This is a genomic window from Prevotella conceptionensis 9403948, from assembly GCF_000312305.1.
Lineage (GTDB): Bacteria > Bacteroidota > Bacteroidia > Bacteroidales > Bacteroidaceae > Prevotella > Prevotella conceptionensis.
This window is the reverse complement of record NZ_HE999444.1, coordinates 227,930-244,564: the sequence shown is the minus strand read 5'-3', so window position 1 is coordinate 244,564 and position 16,635 is coordinate 227,930. Positions and strand designations below refer to the sequence as shown.

General features: G+C 47.2%; 16 protein-coding genes. 14 read left to right on the top strand and 2 right to left on the bottom strand.

What is annotated here, in order from left to right; all coding sequences use genetic code 11:
• Nucleotides 1-208 precede the first annotated feature (208 nt).
• Nucleotides 209-1,426 (bottom strand): pyridoxal phosphate-dependent aminotransferase, encoded by a 1,218-nt coding sequence (locus BN93_RS03155; protein WP_019186912.1) that lies wholly within the window; start codon nucleotides 1,424-1,426, stop codon nucleotides 209-211.
• A gap of 154 nt (nucleotides 1,427-1,580) precedes the next feature.
• Here BN93_RS03155 and BN93_RS03150 point away from each other — a divergent pair, with 154 nt between their 5' ends.
• The 14 genes from BN93_RS03150 (at nucleotide 1,581) to BN93_RS03080 (ending at nucleotide 15,044) form a co-directional block, all read left to right on the top strand.
• Nucleotides 1,581-2,099, top strand: coding sequence for a DUF4494 domain-containing protein (locus BN93_RS03150; RefSeq protein WP_019186911.1), 519 nt, complete (start codon nucleotides 1,581-1,583; stop codon nucleotides 2,097-2,099).
• On the top strand, nucleotides 2,099-2,773 hold the full coding sequence (locus tag BN93_RS03145; protein ID WP_019186910.1) for a YggS family pyridoxal phosphate-dependent enzyme: 675 nt from the start codon (nucleotides 2,099-2,101) through the stop codon (nucleotides 2,771-2,773). Before BN93_RS03150 ends, BN93_RS03145 begins: the two co-directional genes overlap by 1 nt.
• A 190-nt stretch (nucleotides 2,774-2,963) precedes the next feature.
• A complete protein-coding gene (gene galE / locus BN93_RS03140) occupies nucleotides 2,964-4,001 on the top strand; it encodes a UDP-glucose 4-epimerase GalE (protein ID WP_019186909.1) in 1,038 nt (345 codons plus the stop codon).
• Between the two features lie 667 nt (nucleotides 4,002-4,668).
• Entirely contained in the window at nucleotides 4,669-5,118 is a 450-nt protein-coding gene (locus BN93_RS03135) for an SMI1/KNR4 family protein (protein WP_044259664.1), read from the top strand.
• Between the two features lie 1,058 nt (nucleotides 5,119-6,176).
• Nucleotides 6,177-6,971 carry a formylglycine-generating enzyme family protein gene (locus tag BN93_RS03125; RefSeq protein WP_019186906.1) on the top strand — a complete coding sequence of 265 codons (795 nt, stop codon included), beginning with the start codon at nucleotides 6,177-6,179 and terminating at the stop codon, nucleotides 6,969-6,971.
• Between the two features lie 91 nt (nucleotides 6,972-7,062).
• The gene (locus tag BN93_RS03120; RefSeq protein WP_019186905.1) at nucleotides 7,063-7,713 is read left to right on the top strand and encodes a hypothetical protein; all 651 of its coding nucleotides are present in this window, start codon (nucleotides 7,063-7,065) and stop codon (nucleotides 7,711-7,713) included.
• A gap of 261 nt (nucleotides 7,714-7,974) precedes the next feature.
• Nucleotides 7,975-9,432 carry a hypothetical protein gene (locus tag BN93_RS03115; RefSeq protein WP_019186904.1) on the top strand — a complete coding sequence of 486 codons (1,458 nt, stop codon included), beginning with the start codon at nucleotides 7,975-7,977 and terminating at the stop codon, nucleotides 9,430-9,432.
• A gap of 290 nt (nucleotides 9,433-9,722) precedes the next feature.
• Entirely contained in the window at nucleotides 9,723-10,841 is a 1,119-nt protein-coding gene (gene nusB, locus BN93_RS03110; RefSeq protein ID WP_044259661.1) for a transcription antitermination factor NusB, read from the top strand.
• 51 nt (nucleotides 10,842-10,892) lie between these two features.
• Nucleotides 10,893-11,222, top strand: coding sequence for a preprotein translocase subunit YajC (gene yajC, locus BN93_RS03105; RefSeq protein ID WP_019186902.1), 330 nt, complete (start codon nucleotides 10,893-10,895; stop codon nucleotides 11,220-11,222).
• 3 nt (nucleotides 11,223-11,225) lie between these two features.
• On the top strand, nucleotides 11,226-12,212 hold the full coding sequence (locus tag BN93_RS03100; protein ID WP_044259660.1) for a CdaR family protein: 987 nt from the start codon (nucleotides 11,226-11,228) through the stop codon (nucleotides 12,210-12,212).
• A gap of 10 nt (nucleotides 12,213-12,222) precedes the next feature.
• A complete protein-coding gene (gene coaE / locus BN93_RS03095) occupies nucleotides 12,223-12,816 on the top strand; it encodes a dephospho-CoA kinase (RefSeq protein ID WP_044259656.1) in 594 nt (197 codons plus the stop codon).
• A 13-nt stretch (nucleotides 12,817-12,829) separates the two neighbouring features.
• On the top strand, nucleotides 12,830-13,279 hold the full coding sequence (locus BN93_RS03090) for a DUF5606 family protein (protein WP_019186899.1): 450 nt from the start codon (nucleotides 12,830-12,832) through the stop codon (nucleotides 13,277-13,279).
• 156 nt (nucleotides 13,280-13,435) lie between these two features.
• Nucleotides 13,436-14,416 carry a calcium/sodium antiporter gene (locus BN93_RS03085; RefSeq protein WP_019186898.1) on the top strand — a complete coding sequence of 327 codons (981 nt, stop codon included), beginning with the start codon at nucleotides 13,436-13,438 and terminating at the stop codon, nucleotides 14,414-14,416.
• Between the two features lie 184 nt (nucleotides 14,417-14,600).
• Nucleotides 14,601-15,044, top strand: coding sequence for a hypothetical protein (locus BN93_RS03080; RefSeq protein WP_232211090.1), 444 nt, complete (start codon nucleotides 14,601-14,603; stop codon nucleotides 15,042-15,044).
• An 83-nt stretch (nucleotides 15,045-15,127) separates the two neighbouring features.
• Here the strand turns inward: BN93_RS03080 and BN93_RS03075 are convergent, their stop codons facing one another.
• Nucleotides 15,128-16,489, bottom strand: a complete 1,362-nt coding sequence (locus tag BN93_RS03075; protein ID WP_019186896.1) for a TrpB-like pyridoxal phosphate-dependent enzyme — start codon at nucleotides 16,487-16,489, stop codon at nucleotides 15,128-15,130.
• Nucleotides 16,490-16,635 lie beyond the last annotated feature (146 nt).

Below are 16,635 nucleotides of genomic sequence, written 5' to 3'. Positions count from 1 at the left end.
TTTACGAGTTCACGAGTTGACAAGCTCACGAGTTGACAAGCTCAGAAGTTGACAAGTTTACGAGTTTACGAGTTGATGAATTGAGAGCCGACGAGTTCACAAGATGATGGGGCGACAAGCTGACGGGTTGACGGGTTGACAAGTTAACGAGCAAACAAGTTCGTGGCAAAACATTTTTTCATCTTTTCACCCTTTCACCTTTTCACCTTTAAAGTGCTTTCCGTTCATCGTCAACGCGCCCAGGATACACTTCAAGAGCCTTGCGCAATATCATCAACGCACGTTTCAGGTCTTCTTTTTTCAGCACATAGGCAATGCGCACTTCGTTGTATCCTGCGCCTGGTGTGGTGTAAAAGCCTGCGGCAGGAGCCATCATCACCGTTTCGCCTTCGTAGCTAAACTCTTCTAAACACCAGCGACAGAACTTCTCACAATCGTCAACGGGCAACTTTGCTACGGTGTAAAAGGCTCCCATAGGGATGGGTGAGAACACACCAGGTATGCGATTCAGCCCATCAATAAGGCACTTCCTACGTTCAACGTACTCTTCGTACACGCCGCGGAAATAGTCGTCGGGCGCATCGAGCGACGCTTCGGCCACGATTTGCCCCAGCAACGGCGGCGAAAGTCGGGCTTGACAGAACTTCATCACCGTCGCCCGCACCTCGGCGTTCTTCGTGATAAGCGCGCCGACACGCACCCCACACTCGGAATAACGTTTCGAAACGGAATCGATAAGCACCACATTATTCTCTATCCCTTCCAAATGACAGGCACTGATATAGGGCGAACCTGTGTAGATATACTCGCGATATACCTCGTCGGAGAACAGGTAAAGGTCGTATTTCTTCACCAAATCGCGTATTTGGTTCATCTCGCTACGCGTGTAAAGATAGCCAGTTGGGTTGTTGGGATTGCAGATAAGGATGCCCTTTGTGCGCTCGTTTATCAGTTCTTCAAACTTTTCCACATTGGGCAACGCAAAGCCATCCTCTATGGATGTGGCCACGGTTCGGATGGTTGCACCCACAGATATGGCAAAGGCCATGTAGTTGGCGTAGGCCGGTTCGGGTATAATGATTTCATCGCCGGGGTTCAGACAGGACATGAAAGCAAAGAGCACGGCCTCCGAACCGCCCGTTGTAACGATGATGTCGTCGGGCGTCACGTCGATGTTATACTTCTTATAATAGGTGGTGAGTTTCTCTCGGTACGACTGGTAGCCTTGCGAGGGAGAGTATTCAAGTACCGAGCGATCGATGTTCTTCAAGGCGTCGAGCCCCACTTGCGGCGTGGGCAAATCGGGTTGTCCGATGTTCAAATGATAAACTTTTGTCCCTCTGGCCTTTGCTGCAACGGCCAACGGAGCGAGTTTTCTAATGGGCGACTCTGGCATTTCCAGTCCGCGAACAGAGATTTCAGGCATAATGATTTTGTTTTATGGTGACATGCAAAGTTATCGAATTTAATCGAAACGCAATGCTTACATCGTAAGTTTATTTGAATTAGGCGCATTTTTTTTGTGCCTTACGGATTAATTTGTTACTTTTGCCAATAAAATCAATAGCAAAAGAAACAGCATGAGACAAAGAACGGCAGACTGGTTTGAAACCAAAATCAGGTACGACAAGACGATGGATGATGGCATGTTGAAACCCATTACCGAACAATACGTGGTAGACGCACTGAGCTTTACCGAGGCAGAAAACGCCATCATCGAAGAGATGTCGGCCTTTATCGCTGGCGACTTCAAGATTACGGGCATCAAACCCGCCCCTTATCACGAGGTGTTTTTCAGCGAAAACGACAACGACGACAAATGGTATAAGGCCAAACTGCAATTTATCACGCTAGACGAAAAGACCGAAAAGGAAAAGCGTTCGAACGTTAACTACCTGGTGCAAGCCGCCAGTTTGCAAGGCGCAGTAAAGCATATAGACAGCGTTATGGGCAACACCATGATTACATACGACATTGCCAGCGTTACCGAAACGCTCATCATGGACGTGTACGAGCATGTGGCAATAACGCAAAATGCCGCCGCCAACGACAAACCCGAATACGAAGAGGACAACCAAAACACCAAGGAGACTGAATAATGGCTACCGATGTGGCAGGAAACTTAATACGTGTGGTGCAGAGTTTGCCGCCCCACGTGCGGCTCGTGGCGGTGAGTAAGTTCCATCCCAACGAAGAACTGATGGCCGCCTACGAGCAAGGCCAGCGCATCTTCGGCGAAAGTCAAGAACAAGAACTGAGCCGAAAGGCTGCAGAACTGCCCAAAGACATTGCCTGGCACTTCATCGGACACCTGCAAACCAATAAGGTTAAGTACATCGCACCCTTCATCGACATGATTGAAGCGGTGGACAGCCTTAGGCTTTTACGAGAGATTAACAAGCAGGCCGAGAAGTGCGGCCGCGTTATCGACGTGCTACTCGAACTGCATGTAGCCCAAGAAGCAACCAAATATGGTTTCACGCCCGATGCCTGTCGCGAGATGTTGGCCAGCGGCGAGTGGCGCGAACTAAGCCACATTCGTATCTGCGGACTGATGACTATGGCCTCGAACGTTGACGACGAAGAGCAAATTCGTGCCGAGATGACCACCGCCTGGCGCTTTTTCGACGAAATTAAAAGCCAATACTTCGCCCACGACGATGCCTTTAAAGAACGTAGTTGGGGCATGAGCCACGACTACCCCATCGCCCTGCAATGCGGGAGCACGATGGTTCGCGTGGGAACGAACATCTTTGGCGAACGGCAATACTAAGACAAACGTGGCACTCCTGTTTGTCAACTTCTTCACTTGTCGACACATTAGCTGGTTAACTGGCCAATTCATTTACTTATCAAACGGCCAACTAGTGAGCCCGTGAACGGGTTAACTCGTAAACTGGTAAACTGGTCAACTCGTAAACTGGTCAACTTAAACATTAAACAACAAGCATAACACCAACACAATGAAACAGAAGATATTAGTTACAGGCGGAACTGGATTTATCGGTTCGCACACCACCGTGGAGTTGCAACAAGCCGGCTACGATGTGGTTATCGTAGACAACTTGTCGAACTCTAACGCCGAAGTTGTAGACGGCATCGAACAAATTACGGGCATCCGGCCAGCCTTCGAGAACGTAGACTGCTGCGACAAGCAAGCCTTGGAGGCCGTGTTTGCCAAGTACAAGGACATCAAAGGCATCATCCACTTCGCCGCATCCAAGGCTGTGGGCGAGAGTGTTGAGAAACCTCTGCTTTATTACCGCAACAACATTGTGTCGTTGCTCAACCTATTAGAACTGATGCCTGTATACGGCGTAAAGGGTTTCATCTTCTCTTCAAGCTGCACAGTGTACGGTCAGCCCACCAAAGCGCATCTGCCCGTAACCGAAGACGCACCCATCCAAGAGGCTTGCAGCCCTTACGGCAACACCAAGCAGATTAACGAAGAGATTATACGCGACGACATCCACAGCGGCGCACCCATTAAGAGCGTCATCCTTCGCTACTTCAACCCCATCGGCGCGCACCCGTCGGCACTCATCGGCGAACTTCCCAACGGCGTTCCCAACAACCTCATTCCCTTTGTTACGCAAACAGCGATGGGCATCAGGAAAGAGTTGAAGATATTCGGAAACGACTACGACACGCCCGACGGCACCTGCATACGCGACTACATCTACGTGGTAGACCTTGCTAAGGCTCACGTTAAGGCCATGCAAAGGGTACTAGACATGGACACCGAGCCAATTGAATACTTCAACGTGGGCACTGGCCGTGGTGTCAGCACATACGAAGTGGTAGACAAATTCGAGAAGGCCACGGGCGTAAAGGTTAATTGGAGCTACGCCCCACGTCGCGAAGGCGACATCGAAAAGGTGTGGGCCAACCCCGACAAAGCCAACAACGTGCTTGGTTGGAAGTCCGAGACCAGTCTTGAAGACACCTTGCGTTCGGCTTGGAACTGGCAATTGAAACTGCGCGAAAGGGGCGTGATGTAAGCCACCCCGCCCTCAACGCAACAACAATAACGCACAAAGGCGTGTTTTGTAAAGTCGCCATTGGGGAATGGAAGTGTACTAGGGCTATGCCCTTAAAACGCATTTTTCACCACAACGAGTACTTTGCAACGCACGACTTTGTGCTTAAAAATCACCTCGCCAAAAACGCTTAACGCCCCACATTAGGCCTTAACAGCAAACAAAACGCCACCAAAGCGTGTCACAAAACAGCCGCCAAACGGGCAAATCACGAGAACCATTAAACAGTCACTTTCCAAATCGCAGCGCAATACGCAGACCATGTGGAAGAGGTTCCGCACGCCAATACGCAAGTGCGGCCGTAACGGATGGCGACCCGTGCCTTGCATCCAAAGTCAAAAGGCGCACGTTTTAGGGCGTGTCCCTATGCAATTTGACCACTAAACACGGCTACGCTATCAGTTATCCCCCTCCTTGTCTTTTAAGTTAAACGCGGTATTATCCTGCTTAACACAACGCCCTACCCTTTCATTGGGCAAGCGAATGATACCCCACATCAACCTAAAAGCTAAGGAAAGTCTTCAAAAACAGCCTCAGAGTTGTTTAAAACCATATTCAGCAACAGCCTCTTCCTTGAACTAGACCCAAAGCTTGAACCATTTCGCACACACTTAAACAGACGAGATATATGTTTACTAAATCATCAAAACCACTTACATTGGCAGACATCGCTGCCCTAGAAAAAACGTTAGGCATGCGCTTGCCCGCCGATTTTACGAACTTATACCTGCATGCTAACGGAGGTGTTGCAGACAAGAGCTATTACTATGTAGAAGAAGATGAGGGATTTGTAGAAGTGAGCTTTTTCATTCCCATAAACTATCCAAGCGATGAATTGGGCAATTTAGATGTGCTCAACAGCTATTTAAACCTCACAGACAAGGGCATCCCGAAAAGATACTTGCCCTTCGCCGTGGACTGGGGAGGGAATTACTTCGCAATAGACTTGGAGACAAACGAAGTGGTTTTGTTGCTGATGGACTTAGGGGAGTTTACAGACAGTCCCGTAAAACGCCTGTCAAGCAGTTTTTTGAACTTCATAAACGAACTGGAAGAAGAGGGTGACGAAGAGTGCTAGCGACTTACAGCAGTGCATTTGGCCACTTATGGCGTACCAAACGCAATGAGGGAGTTGGTGCAAAAGCCCCTATAGTTTCCTTGTTTTCCTCAACATGAAAGCTATCTTTCCCTACTCGCGTACGAATACAACGCACATGCCTATGAACTCTCAAATTTGTAAACAGACCACCCCATGAACTTATGAACTAAATAAAAACTGACGATCTCATCGACTTACAAAATCATCAACTCAAAAAATCATCAACTCAAAAACTCAAAATGTTATTTTTTATTTTACAATCCCACTCAATTTTTTACTCCGTTCTAGCGAGAATATTGGCTAAAAAGTAGGTAAATTGCCACTATTTCCACCCTTCCGCGTCGTTTGTTTTGTCTGTTTTTAAGAGCAAAACCTGCATTTTGCACCATTTTGCCTTTCTATTTTGATCGCCAACTCGTAATTTTTCAAGGCCAATTACCCACTTTTTACCCCCTAAAACCCCACTTTTTGACGATCATTTTGCCCTTTTCAGCCATATTTCCAACAAATCGAGAGGGTTTTATTTATACCATTTCCGTGCATTTTTATGCTTTTCGTCTCGCGTTTAGCAGCATTTCACCTTGCATTTAGCACCAAAATGCACTGCATTTAGCATCAAAACGCACTGTATTTAGCATCAAAACGCACTGCGTTTTGCACCAAAATGCACTGCGTTTTGCGGCATATTACAGTAAATTCAGCAATAAACACATCCTAAACGGGCGCAAATGGCAGTTGTTTTAAATAAAAATTCATTTTGCCGCCTTCACATACAACCCCCTTTTTGCATCAATACAAACCCTCGCGAGAATCGATTTTTTGCGGCAAGGTGAGCGGTTGGTGGATTTTAAGGGCACTCATAATGTTAAAAACCCTACTAAAAACAAGACAAAACATCATCATTTTCAAACACCAAAATATGGGTTTTACAAAAAAGATTTAATAACTTTGCACGTGCTGGTTAATTCTACAAGCAACAAAAAGAACAAGGAAGGAAAAAACATAAGCAACAACACCGACCATCTAGTAAACAACCAATGCGAACAGACCACAGAAAAATAGTTGAGCAAATTGAACGTAAGTTTGGCGCAAGGCTATCCTACTTGCCCAACAACCACGAGGGGAAGTTTAACTTGCCCCTGTTCGAAGAAAGAGATACGGGTATATTATTTGTTTATATACCTAGTGGAAACTATTGTATGGGCCTTTCTGAAGAGGAACGAGCACATATTCTGAAATTAGCCGAATGCCCCAACATAACGCCAGAAGAGATGCAACCAGTACAAAGGATTAGCCTAAATCCCTTTTTAATCAGTGCTACCCCCATACTAAACAAGCATATACTGAAATACAACGAACTGTTTAATAAAGACATTGAAGTGGAAGGAACAGAACACGCTCCCTTTTTCTGTGATTATCCATTGGCACAAGCCATTGCAAAGGATTTGCTCGCAGAAATCCCCCATGAAAAGGAATGGGAATATTTCTGTCGGGGCGGTAGCCAGTCTGTTTTCTGTTTTGGAAACACACTCCCAAACGAAATAGAACTGGGAAAATGGCTCAGTTGGGATTTCTCGTCATTAAACAAGCTGGCTTGTAACGGCTTTAACTTATACGGACTCTTTATGGGAGAGTGGTGTTCTAATGATTTCACCACTAATTTAGGACATCATGCCGCTGTTGTGCAAGGCTCTAAAACCATACGGGGCGGTGGTGCCTACTTTTGGCCTTGGCAAGACGAAGAGTGGGTTTATTGCATCTCTGCTTTCAGAATGCCTTCTAAAGACCTTATGGAAAATAAGGCGGCGTTTAGATTGAAAATGAAGATTTAACAACAAAAGAAGAACACGGCCAACAAGAACACTGTTGGGTGTTAGGCCATTCTGCACATAGACGTCTTTAACATAAAATCACCAAGAAACTATGAAATACTTCATCTTATTCATTCTCTTCCTTTTTCCTAGTTTGTCCATATGCGGCCAAACTATCAACAAACAAGCAGAAAAGGGTAAAACCTACGTGCGTTTGGTGGATTTCACGAGGCATCACTTCACCAAAAAGTGGAAGAATACCGCTAATAATGCCGTTTATCAACGCACGGCCACAGCCAACAACAAATACTTCGAGCGGCTTGCAAGCAGCCCTCAACGCAAGTTACCCTTGGTGCCACGGAAGGATTTAACTGGCGACGACTACCTTGTGGACTCGGCTTATTACTGCAAGACCATATTCTCCACAAAGAAATATACGCTCAACATATATAAAAGCGGTTCAAAATATAAGGACAAGATGGGCGATGAGATGTTTGCTCCCGTAGATTATTTGGTTTTTGTTACGATGGATAGCCAACAACGCATTGTAGATTATCTAGTATGTTACTACAATGTGCACCGATTATACGAGTCTGCCGAACGTTATTTCTATATGAATAACGGCCATCACATCACCCTTATCAACTTTTATGTCGACGAGATAGACACGTCTTTCAAAGGAATTCAGAAATATCTCATCAACAACCAAGGAAAGTTTGTTTTGCTCAACAAGACAAATGGCCATAAGAGGGTAACCAAGTGAACCCGAAATGACACAATAAGATTTGCCATCAACAGATATTAAGGAGATATTAAGTAGAGGTAAACGAGATTATCAACCCCAATAAGCCAACTACGCTTGCACAATTATTTAGAAATGCTTACCTTTGCTCCACAAAGCTATCGACAGCCATAAATGGCTTTGAAGCATAACCAAACCTACTTGTTCGCAAGGATAAGCGGGTTAAGCAATCAACCCAAATCAAAAAAACACGCTGAATTGTAAAACTCGAAACTACAGATTATGATACACGTTAACAAACTTGCCGCAAGCATGGCGGCAACCCTCACGCTGTCTACCACACTGAGCTGCGCACACAACCAATCGCCAAACCAACAAGAGATGGTAAAAAACCAACAAGAGGTGGTAAAAAGCCAACAAGAGATGGTAAAGCACTATTTCGAACAAACGTTGAAAACAAAGCTGAACGCAGAGCTGAACAGCAAGGCGGACTTTGCGCGCAACGCAAACTATTCTACCGACATACAGCAGCAACTGAAAGATAAAGACGTTGCCAACACCAAGAAGATGGTGTGGGCTGCGTGGTGCGAGGCCAATCGCGAGTTACAGGAAGAGAAACTCATCAAGCCCCAAAGTCTACAAAATGGCGGGCAGGGGGCGTGGAACCTGCCACAAGCATTAGAACCAGATGCCGTTATGCCCTACTACTATGGCGCAAAAGGACAGGCCAATGGGCAGTTGCCGCTTTTCTTATACCTACATGGTTCGGGGCCTAAAAAACAAGAATGGCAAACTGGGCTGATGCTAGGAAACTCGTTTCAAGACGCCCCTTCGCTTTATTTCATTCCCCAGATACCCAATGAAGGAAACTATTATCGTTGGTGGCAACTAGCTAAGCAGTTTGCTTGGGAAAAGCTTATACGGCAAGCACTTGTTGAGGGAAACGTCGACGCCAATCGCCTTTACGTGTTCGGCATATCCGAAGGAGGTTATGGCAGTCAACGGCTGGCTTCGTTCTATGCAGACTATTGGGCAGCGGCCGGACCGATGGCAGGTGGCGAACCTCTGAAGAACGCACCAGTGGAGAATTGTGCCAACATTGGCTTTTCATTCCTTACGGGAGCCGAAGACACGGGTTTCTACCGCAACATCCTCACGCGCTACACGCAAATGGCTTTCGATTCTGCACAAAAGGCACATCCACTTTCGGCAGACAATCGTCCGCTCTTTCAGCATCGCATCAACCTGCTCGAAAGGATGCAGCACAGCATCAACTATAACCTAACAACTCCGTGGCTTAAAGATTTCATCCGAAACCCATATCCCAAAACTGTTCTTTGGGAAGACTTTGAGATGGACGGCCGCCACCGTTCGGGGTTCTACAACTTGCAGGTTCTTGTGCGACCATCGGAGCAACGCACTTATTATGAAATGACGATTAAGGACAATGTCATTATGATGAACATCAACGATGTGGAATACACCACGGTTGAGAAAGACCAGCAATGGGGTATCGAAATGAAGTTCAACCGTTCGTATAAGCAGTCTAAGGGAGGCAAACTGCGCATATACCTTAACGAACAGCTTGTAGACATGAGCAAGGCGGTAACCCTCATCGTAAACGGCAAGCAACTTTACCGCGGTAATGTTAAGCCCACTTTGCAAGATATGATTAACAGCTGCATGGAATACTTCGACCCATACAGAATATTCCCTGCCTCTATTGAGGTGAGCTATTAACCCTGTAACGGCATTTAATGAGGTTAAATCATCGGGAAAAGCACAACTTTTAAGCGCTTTTCCCGATGACAACATATTTTATCAGCAGATGTTTTTTGCAAATTTGCATCAAAACAAACGAAAAAAGTGCAGGTAAAGCGTTCGCTATTTAGATGTTAACAAAGTTGTTCTAGTTTTCGGAAGGGGTGCTTGTCTGTTATTAAAAAAAGTAGAAAAAGCCCTTTACACTTGCATAATCGTGGGAAAGTTCCTAATTTTGCATAACAATATTATAAAGAAAAACAGGAACGATGATAAATAGGGAATTAATACGTATAAAGATTGTCCAGTTAACCTATGCATACTACCAAAACGGTAATAGAAATATGGATAATGCCGAGAAAGAACTGCTGTTCAGTCTTTCTAAGGCATACGACCTATACAATTACCTGCTGGCGTTGATAGTGGCAATCACACGTGAAGAGAGACATCGTGTAGACATCGCGACACAACAAGCGCAGCGCGAAGGCACAGAGGTGCCCTCGGCAAAGTTCGCGTACAATAAGTTTGCTACGCAATTGGAAGAGAACAAGCAACTGAACGACTTCATGGAGACGCTGAAACAGCGTTGGGAAGACGATATCGAGTCGGTTAGAAAACTCTGCAACCAAATAGAACAGTCGGAAACCTACCGCGAATATATGGAAAGCGAAAACGACGACTATGAGGAAGACCGCGAATTGTGGCGCAAGCTGTATAAGCAACTTGTGCAAAACAATGTGGACCTCGACGCCTTGCTCGAAGAGAAAAGCTTGTATTGGAACGACGACAAAGAAATTGTTGACACCTTTGTGTTGAAAACCATCAAACGTTTCGACCCTGCCAACAAAGCCAAGCAAGAGTTGCTGCCCGAATATAAGGACGAGGAAGACAAGGATTTCGCCCGTAAGCTATTCAGATCGACCATTCTTAATGGCGAGCAATATCAACGATACATGAGCGAAAACTCGCGAAATTGGGACTTTTCACGACTGGCTTACATGGACGTGGTTATCATGCAGATTGCCATTGCCGAGATGCTCAACTTCCCCAACATACCCGTAAGCGTTACGATTAACGAGTATGTAGAGTTGGCCAAGCTGTACAGCACGCACCGAAGTGGAGGCTACATCAATGGTATGCTCGACACAATTGCCCGCGGACTGGTTGCACATGGACAGATGATGAAGGCCATGCCCGAACCACGCCCACGCAAACAATTCGACAATGGGCGCAAGAACGGCGAACATAAGCATGCGCCGCAACCTGCTATGCAGCAAGAAGGTCCTGTGGATGCTGAAAAGGATGCGCCAATGGAGCCGACTTCTGATGCCGACAATGGCGCTTTGGAACAGCCCATTGAACCCGAGAGAAACGTAGCAGAGGCCTAAACGAGGAGGCCTTTGCTAGCGCATTAAAAACAACAACTCAACAATTAAAATATGATTTCAACAACAGTATTGGCTGCACAAGCAGCTGCAGGTAATTCTGCCGCCCCCATTTTGATGATGGTGGCCATCTTCGCCATCATGTATTTCTTCATGATTAGGCCGCAACAGAAGAAACAAAAGGCCATACGCAACTTCCAAAACGCACTGCAAGAAGGCACACGCGTTGTTACCAGCGGTGGCGTATATGGCGATGTGAAACGCATCAATATCGAAAGCAACACGGTGGAGTTGGAGATTGCTCGCGGCGTGGTTGTTACCGTAGACCGTAACTACGTCTTCGCCGACCCAGCCTCGTTGCAGTCTGTGAACACCAAGAATTAAGCAATGAAACAGCTTCGGCTCTTAAAGATCTTTTCAATAGTCAGGAGCTTCGTGTTCAGTGCAGTGAACAAGGAGTTTCTGATTTTTTTGTTTTTTCTCGCGCTTAGTGGGGGCTTTTGGTTGCTCACCGCCCTTAACGAAACCTACGAGAAAGACTTCATCGTGCCCGTTCATCTGGCCAATTTGCCTAAGGATGTGGTGATAACGTCTAACGATGAAGACGTGGTGCGAGTGACTTTAAGAGACAAGGGATTTGCCATCATGAGCTATCTCTATACCGAACGGCTGCGCCCCATTGTGCTGAACTTCGCCAATTACGCCAACAAGTCGCGCGGAAAGGGCACGATACCTGCTGCCGACATACAGAAACAACTCTATACACAGCTGTCGGGTTCCACCAAAATAGTGGCCGTAAAGCCAGAGCGGTTGGAGTTCTTCTTCAACTATGGCCAAAGCAAGCGCGTTCCTATCCGCATAGCAGGGACCATCAAACCTGGCGACCAACGTTATTTGGCCGACTATAAGTTCTTTCCACAGCTCGTCACGGTGTATGCCAACAATAAGGCATTAGACAGCATAAAAGAAGTGCGTACAGAGGAATTGAACATCACAAACTTCTCGGACACCATCGTCGAAACCGTTGAATTGCACCGTATCGAGGGCGTAAAGATGGTTCCATCTGTGGTTAGGCTTGCCCTTTACCCCGATGTGCTTACCGAAGAAAGCATCGAAGTACCCATTTCTGCCGAAAGCTTGCCGGCCGACAAGGTGTTGCGCACCTTCCCTTCGAAGGTGAGAGTGCACTTCATCGTGGGGGTTAGCCGCGTGCGATCTATCACTGCCGACGCTTTCAAGGTGGCCGCCAACTACGCCGAACTGATGGAACACCCTGCCGACAAGTGCACATTGTACTTGCGAAAAGCGCCTCCGGGTGTGCGTAAGGTGCGTTTGGAAATCAATCAAGTGGACTATCTCATCGAACAGAAGTAGATAGATTACCATGACTCCTCGCCACTTATCACCCCATTTGCGCATCGCCCTAACGGGCGGTATCGGCAGCGGAAAATCGTTCGTGGCCCAGCGGTTGCGCGCTCACGGCATAGAAGTTTTCGATTGCGACGCGTCGGCCAAGCGCCTTTTGCGGACTTCGGAGCCGCTAATGGAGAGCTTGCGACAACTTGTGGGCGACCATCTATACGCCGACGGGCACTTGCAAAAGCAGGTATTAGCTGCCTATCTGCTTGCCTCCGACGAGAACAAGCAACGCATCAACGCCCTTGTTCACCCAGCCGTTGCACGCGATTTCGAACAATCAGGCAACCAATGGCTCGAAAGTGCCATCTTCTTTGAAAGCGGTTTCGATGCAAGGGTGAAGGTAGACAAGGTGGTGTGTGTTACCGCTCCGCTTGAAATGCGCATACAACGAGTGATGCAACGCGATGCACTCCACCGCGCTAAAGCACTGGAATGGATAGAATGCCAATGGCCGCAGCAGCGCGTTAGGGCCATGAGCCACTTCGAAATAGTTAACGACGGCGTGAAAGACGTTGACCAACAACTAAACGAGTTATTCATACAACTAATAAAAACATAAACAGAAAAACAACATGTTACAGACAATTCTTTCTATCTCAGGCAAGCCTGGGCTATACAAGCTCGTGTCTAGCGGTAAGGCTTCGCTCATTGTCGAGGCTATCGACGAAACTCATAAGCGTATGCCCGCCTTCGCAACCGACCGCGTTACAAGTCTTAGCGACATCGCCATGTACACCGATTCTGAGGATGTACCCTTGTGGCAAGTACTTAAAAACTTAGGCGAAAAAGAACAACTAAAAGCCTGTTCGCTTAACTATAAGAAGGCTACAAGCCAAGAACTACGCGACTATTTCGGCGAAGTTCTGCCGGCATTCGACCGCGACCGCGTGCACGACAGCGACATCCGCAAACTTATTCAATGGTACGACATCTTGGTAAAGAACGGCATTACCAATTTTGAAGAGGCCCTAAAACCTAAGAACGGAGAAGAACAAACCGCTGAACAAGCTGCTGCCGAATAAGGCAAAGCGAGTTTGTTAGCCTTGTGAGTGGGTAAGTTGGTGAATGACATCTCATAAACTTACCCACTCACAAGCCTACCCTATCGTCCATTTATAAACAAACTTACCCACTCAAAGATTTATCCACCCACCCTCCTAATACCCCACTACCCCACCATGCTCCAACTATTTTGTGCCGCTTTGGGCGGCTTTACTGACAACATTTGGTTAAACATGCTCTTTGTACTGATAGGTATTGTCCTTGTTTTATGGGGAGCCGACAGACTTACAGAAGGAGCCGTAGGTTTGGCCGAGCGCATGAAAGTGTCGCAATTGGTAATTGGACTCACCGTTGTGGCGATGGGTACATCCATGCCAGAGTTTTGCGTGAGCCTTGTGTCGGCATTGAAAGGTACACCCGACTTGGCCGTGGGTAACATCGTTGGCAGCAACATTTTCAATGCTTTGCTCATCGTGGGTGTGGCCGCGATGTTGGCGCCCATGACAATCTTGAAGACCACCGTCCGCAAAGACATCCCCTTTGCAGTGTTGGCATCGGGAGCACTCTTTCTACTTTGTCTCGACGGCAACATCAGCCGTGTAGATGCAGGCTTTCTACTCATCTTATTTGTTTTCTTCATGGGCATCACCCTTACTACGGCAAAACCCGATGGCGAAACACAATCAGAAACGAAGAAACCCATGAAACCCCTTGTGGCAACCGCTTGGTTGCTTGTTGGTTTGGCCTGTTTGGTGTTTGGCAGCAACCTCTTTGTAGACGGTGCAACCACTGTGGCTCAGGCCATAGGCATTAGCGACGCCGTTATCGGACTGACCATTGTGGCCGGCGGAACGTCACTTCCAGAACTAGCCACCAGTGCTGTGGCTGCCCGTAAGGGCAATAGCGGCATCGCCATTGGCAATGTGCTGGGCTCAAACGTCTTTAACATCTTGCTTATCTTAGGCGTAACAGGCGTTATCTCGCCCATGAACATACAGGGTATAGGCCTTGTAGACCTCTCCGTACTTTTTGGTTCGATGATGTTGTTGTGGTTGTTCTCGTTCACGAAGTACACCATCACACGCCTCGAAGGCACCCTTCTCTCATCCATATATATTATATATGTGGGCTATCTCATTGTGCAAGTGGTGAAATAACAAGCAAAAAGCAGCCCCATGCTCTTTCCTAATTCTGCACTTTTGACCAACTTTTCGGCGTTAACAACTATTTGTTTAATCCATTAAAGACAATCAAACGTATGAAAAAGAGTTTGTTACTTTCGTTACTACTTGCAGTTTTGTGTGCGTTCAGCGTGTCTGCAGAGAAGTCGAACGCCATTAAATGCGAACTAATTCTAAACGATGGCAAGAAGGTAGAAGGCTGGTTGGTGAAAGAGAAAAGCGCATCTTATGGCCCATATACATGGTTAAGAATGCCACCGATGTCGTTGTTGCATCTTCGGCCGAAAGCAAGGATGGAACCAACTACAATGCCGATGACGTTAAGGAAATGAAACTTACCGATGAGGCAAGTGGCGAAAGCTTGGTGTATAAGTCGCTGCATGCCGTGAAATCTTTCACTATGCCCAAGAGCATGAGCCCCTCGCCAAAGCGGTATTTTTGGCTGGGTATGTACGAGGGAAAGAAGGTTACGGGTTACATCTCTGCGGCTACTACTCGCGTTATAACCTGTGTCAGATTATCAACTCGTCAACTTGTCAACCAGTTATCTCGTCAACTTCTCAACTTGTTATCTCGTCAACTTGTCAACTCGTCAACTAAATAAAGGACTTGTTAAGCAAGCAAGTTACGTAACCTCATTATTTGGGGTGAGTAGCTAGCGAGCCCACAAGTCCTGTTAATGTGGCATTAAAACTCCGGAACCGCTTTAAGGCTTTGCGCAATGCTTTCTTCCGAAAGCGAATAATTAAACAAGTCGCCATTGAGGTATTGGTCGTATGCGGTCATGTCCATCAGTCCGTGTCCCGATAGTGCAAAGAGTATAACCTTTTCTTCGCCAGTTTGCTTGCAACGTTTTGCTTCGCGTATGGCGGCGGCAATGGCATGATTGCTTTCGGGTGCGGGAATGATGCCCTCTGTGCGTGCGAACAGGGTGCCAGCCTCGAAAGTTTCAAGTTGTGGAATGTCTTCGCCGCGCATAAAACCATCTTTTATTAGTTGCGATACGATAACACCTGCCCCATGATAGCGCAGACCGCCGGCATGAATGTTGGCAGGTTTAAAATCGTGACCCAACGTAAACATCGGCAACAAAGGCGTATAGCCAGCCTCATCGCCAAAGTCGTACTTAAACCTGCCGCGCGTTAGCTTGGGACAACTGTCTGGTTCGGCTGCAACAAACTCCGTTTCCTTCCCATTTAAGATGTTATGGCGCATAAAGGGAAAGGCCAAACCGCCAAAGTTGCTGCCGCCACCAAAGCAACCAATCACCACATCGGGGTATTCTTCGGCCATAGCCATTTGCTTTTCGGCTTCAAGCCCGATGATAGTTTGGTGCAGTGTAACATGGTTGAGCACCGAACCGAGCGTGTATTTGCAATTGGGGGTGGTGGTAGCCAACTCCACGGCCTCGCTAATAGCCGTACCAAGCGACCCTTGATGTAGCGGGTCGCGCGTGATAATGTCTTTTCCGGCCCTAGTAGACATAGACGGCGAGCCCGTTACTGCTGCGCCAAACGTGCGCATAACCAACGAGCGATAGGGCTTTTGTTGCATCGAAATCTTTACTTGGTAAACGGCAGCCGACAGCCCGTACACGCTGGCAGCATAACTAAGGGCTGTTCCCCATTGTCCTGCGCCCGTCTCGGTGGTAACGTTCGTAACGCCTTCTTGTTTGCAATAGTAGCATTGGGGCAAGGCCGAATTAACCTTATGCGAGCCTAGTGGGTTTACGCTCTCGTTCTTGAAGTAAATGTGCGCAGGCGTACCTAGCGCCTTTTCTAAGGCATAGGCTCGTACAAGTGGTGTGGAACGGTAGTATTTATACTTGTCCTGAACTTCTTCTGGGATGTCAACCCACGCGTTTTCAGTGTCCAACTCCTGTTCAGCGCAGGCCTTACAGAAGATGCGGGCAAGGTCGTCTACGCTTACGGGTTGTTTCGTTGCAGGGTTAAGTGGTGGCAAAGGTTTGTTGGGCATGTCGGCCTGTATGTTATACCATTGCTTGGGCAAGTCGCTCTCTTGTAATAAATACCTTTTTTGTCTACTCATAATTCTTCGTGTTTAGTTGTTGGGGGGCCTGTTTCGTGCGCCGCCTGCGTGTAACATATCAAGGCCTGCCTTGGTTCGGCATAGCTCTTTTTGCTATGCAAACTTATAAAATATCCTCGACAACGGCAAACCTTAGTCCCCTTTTT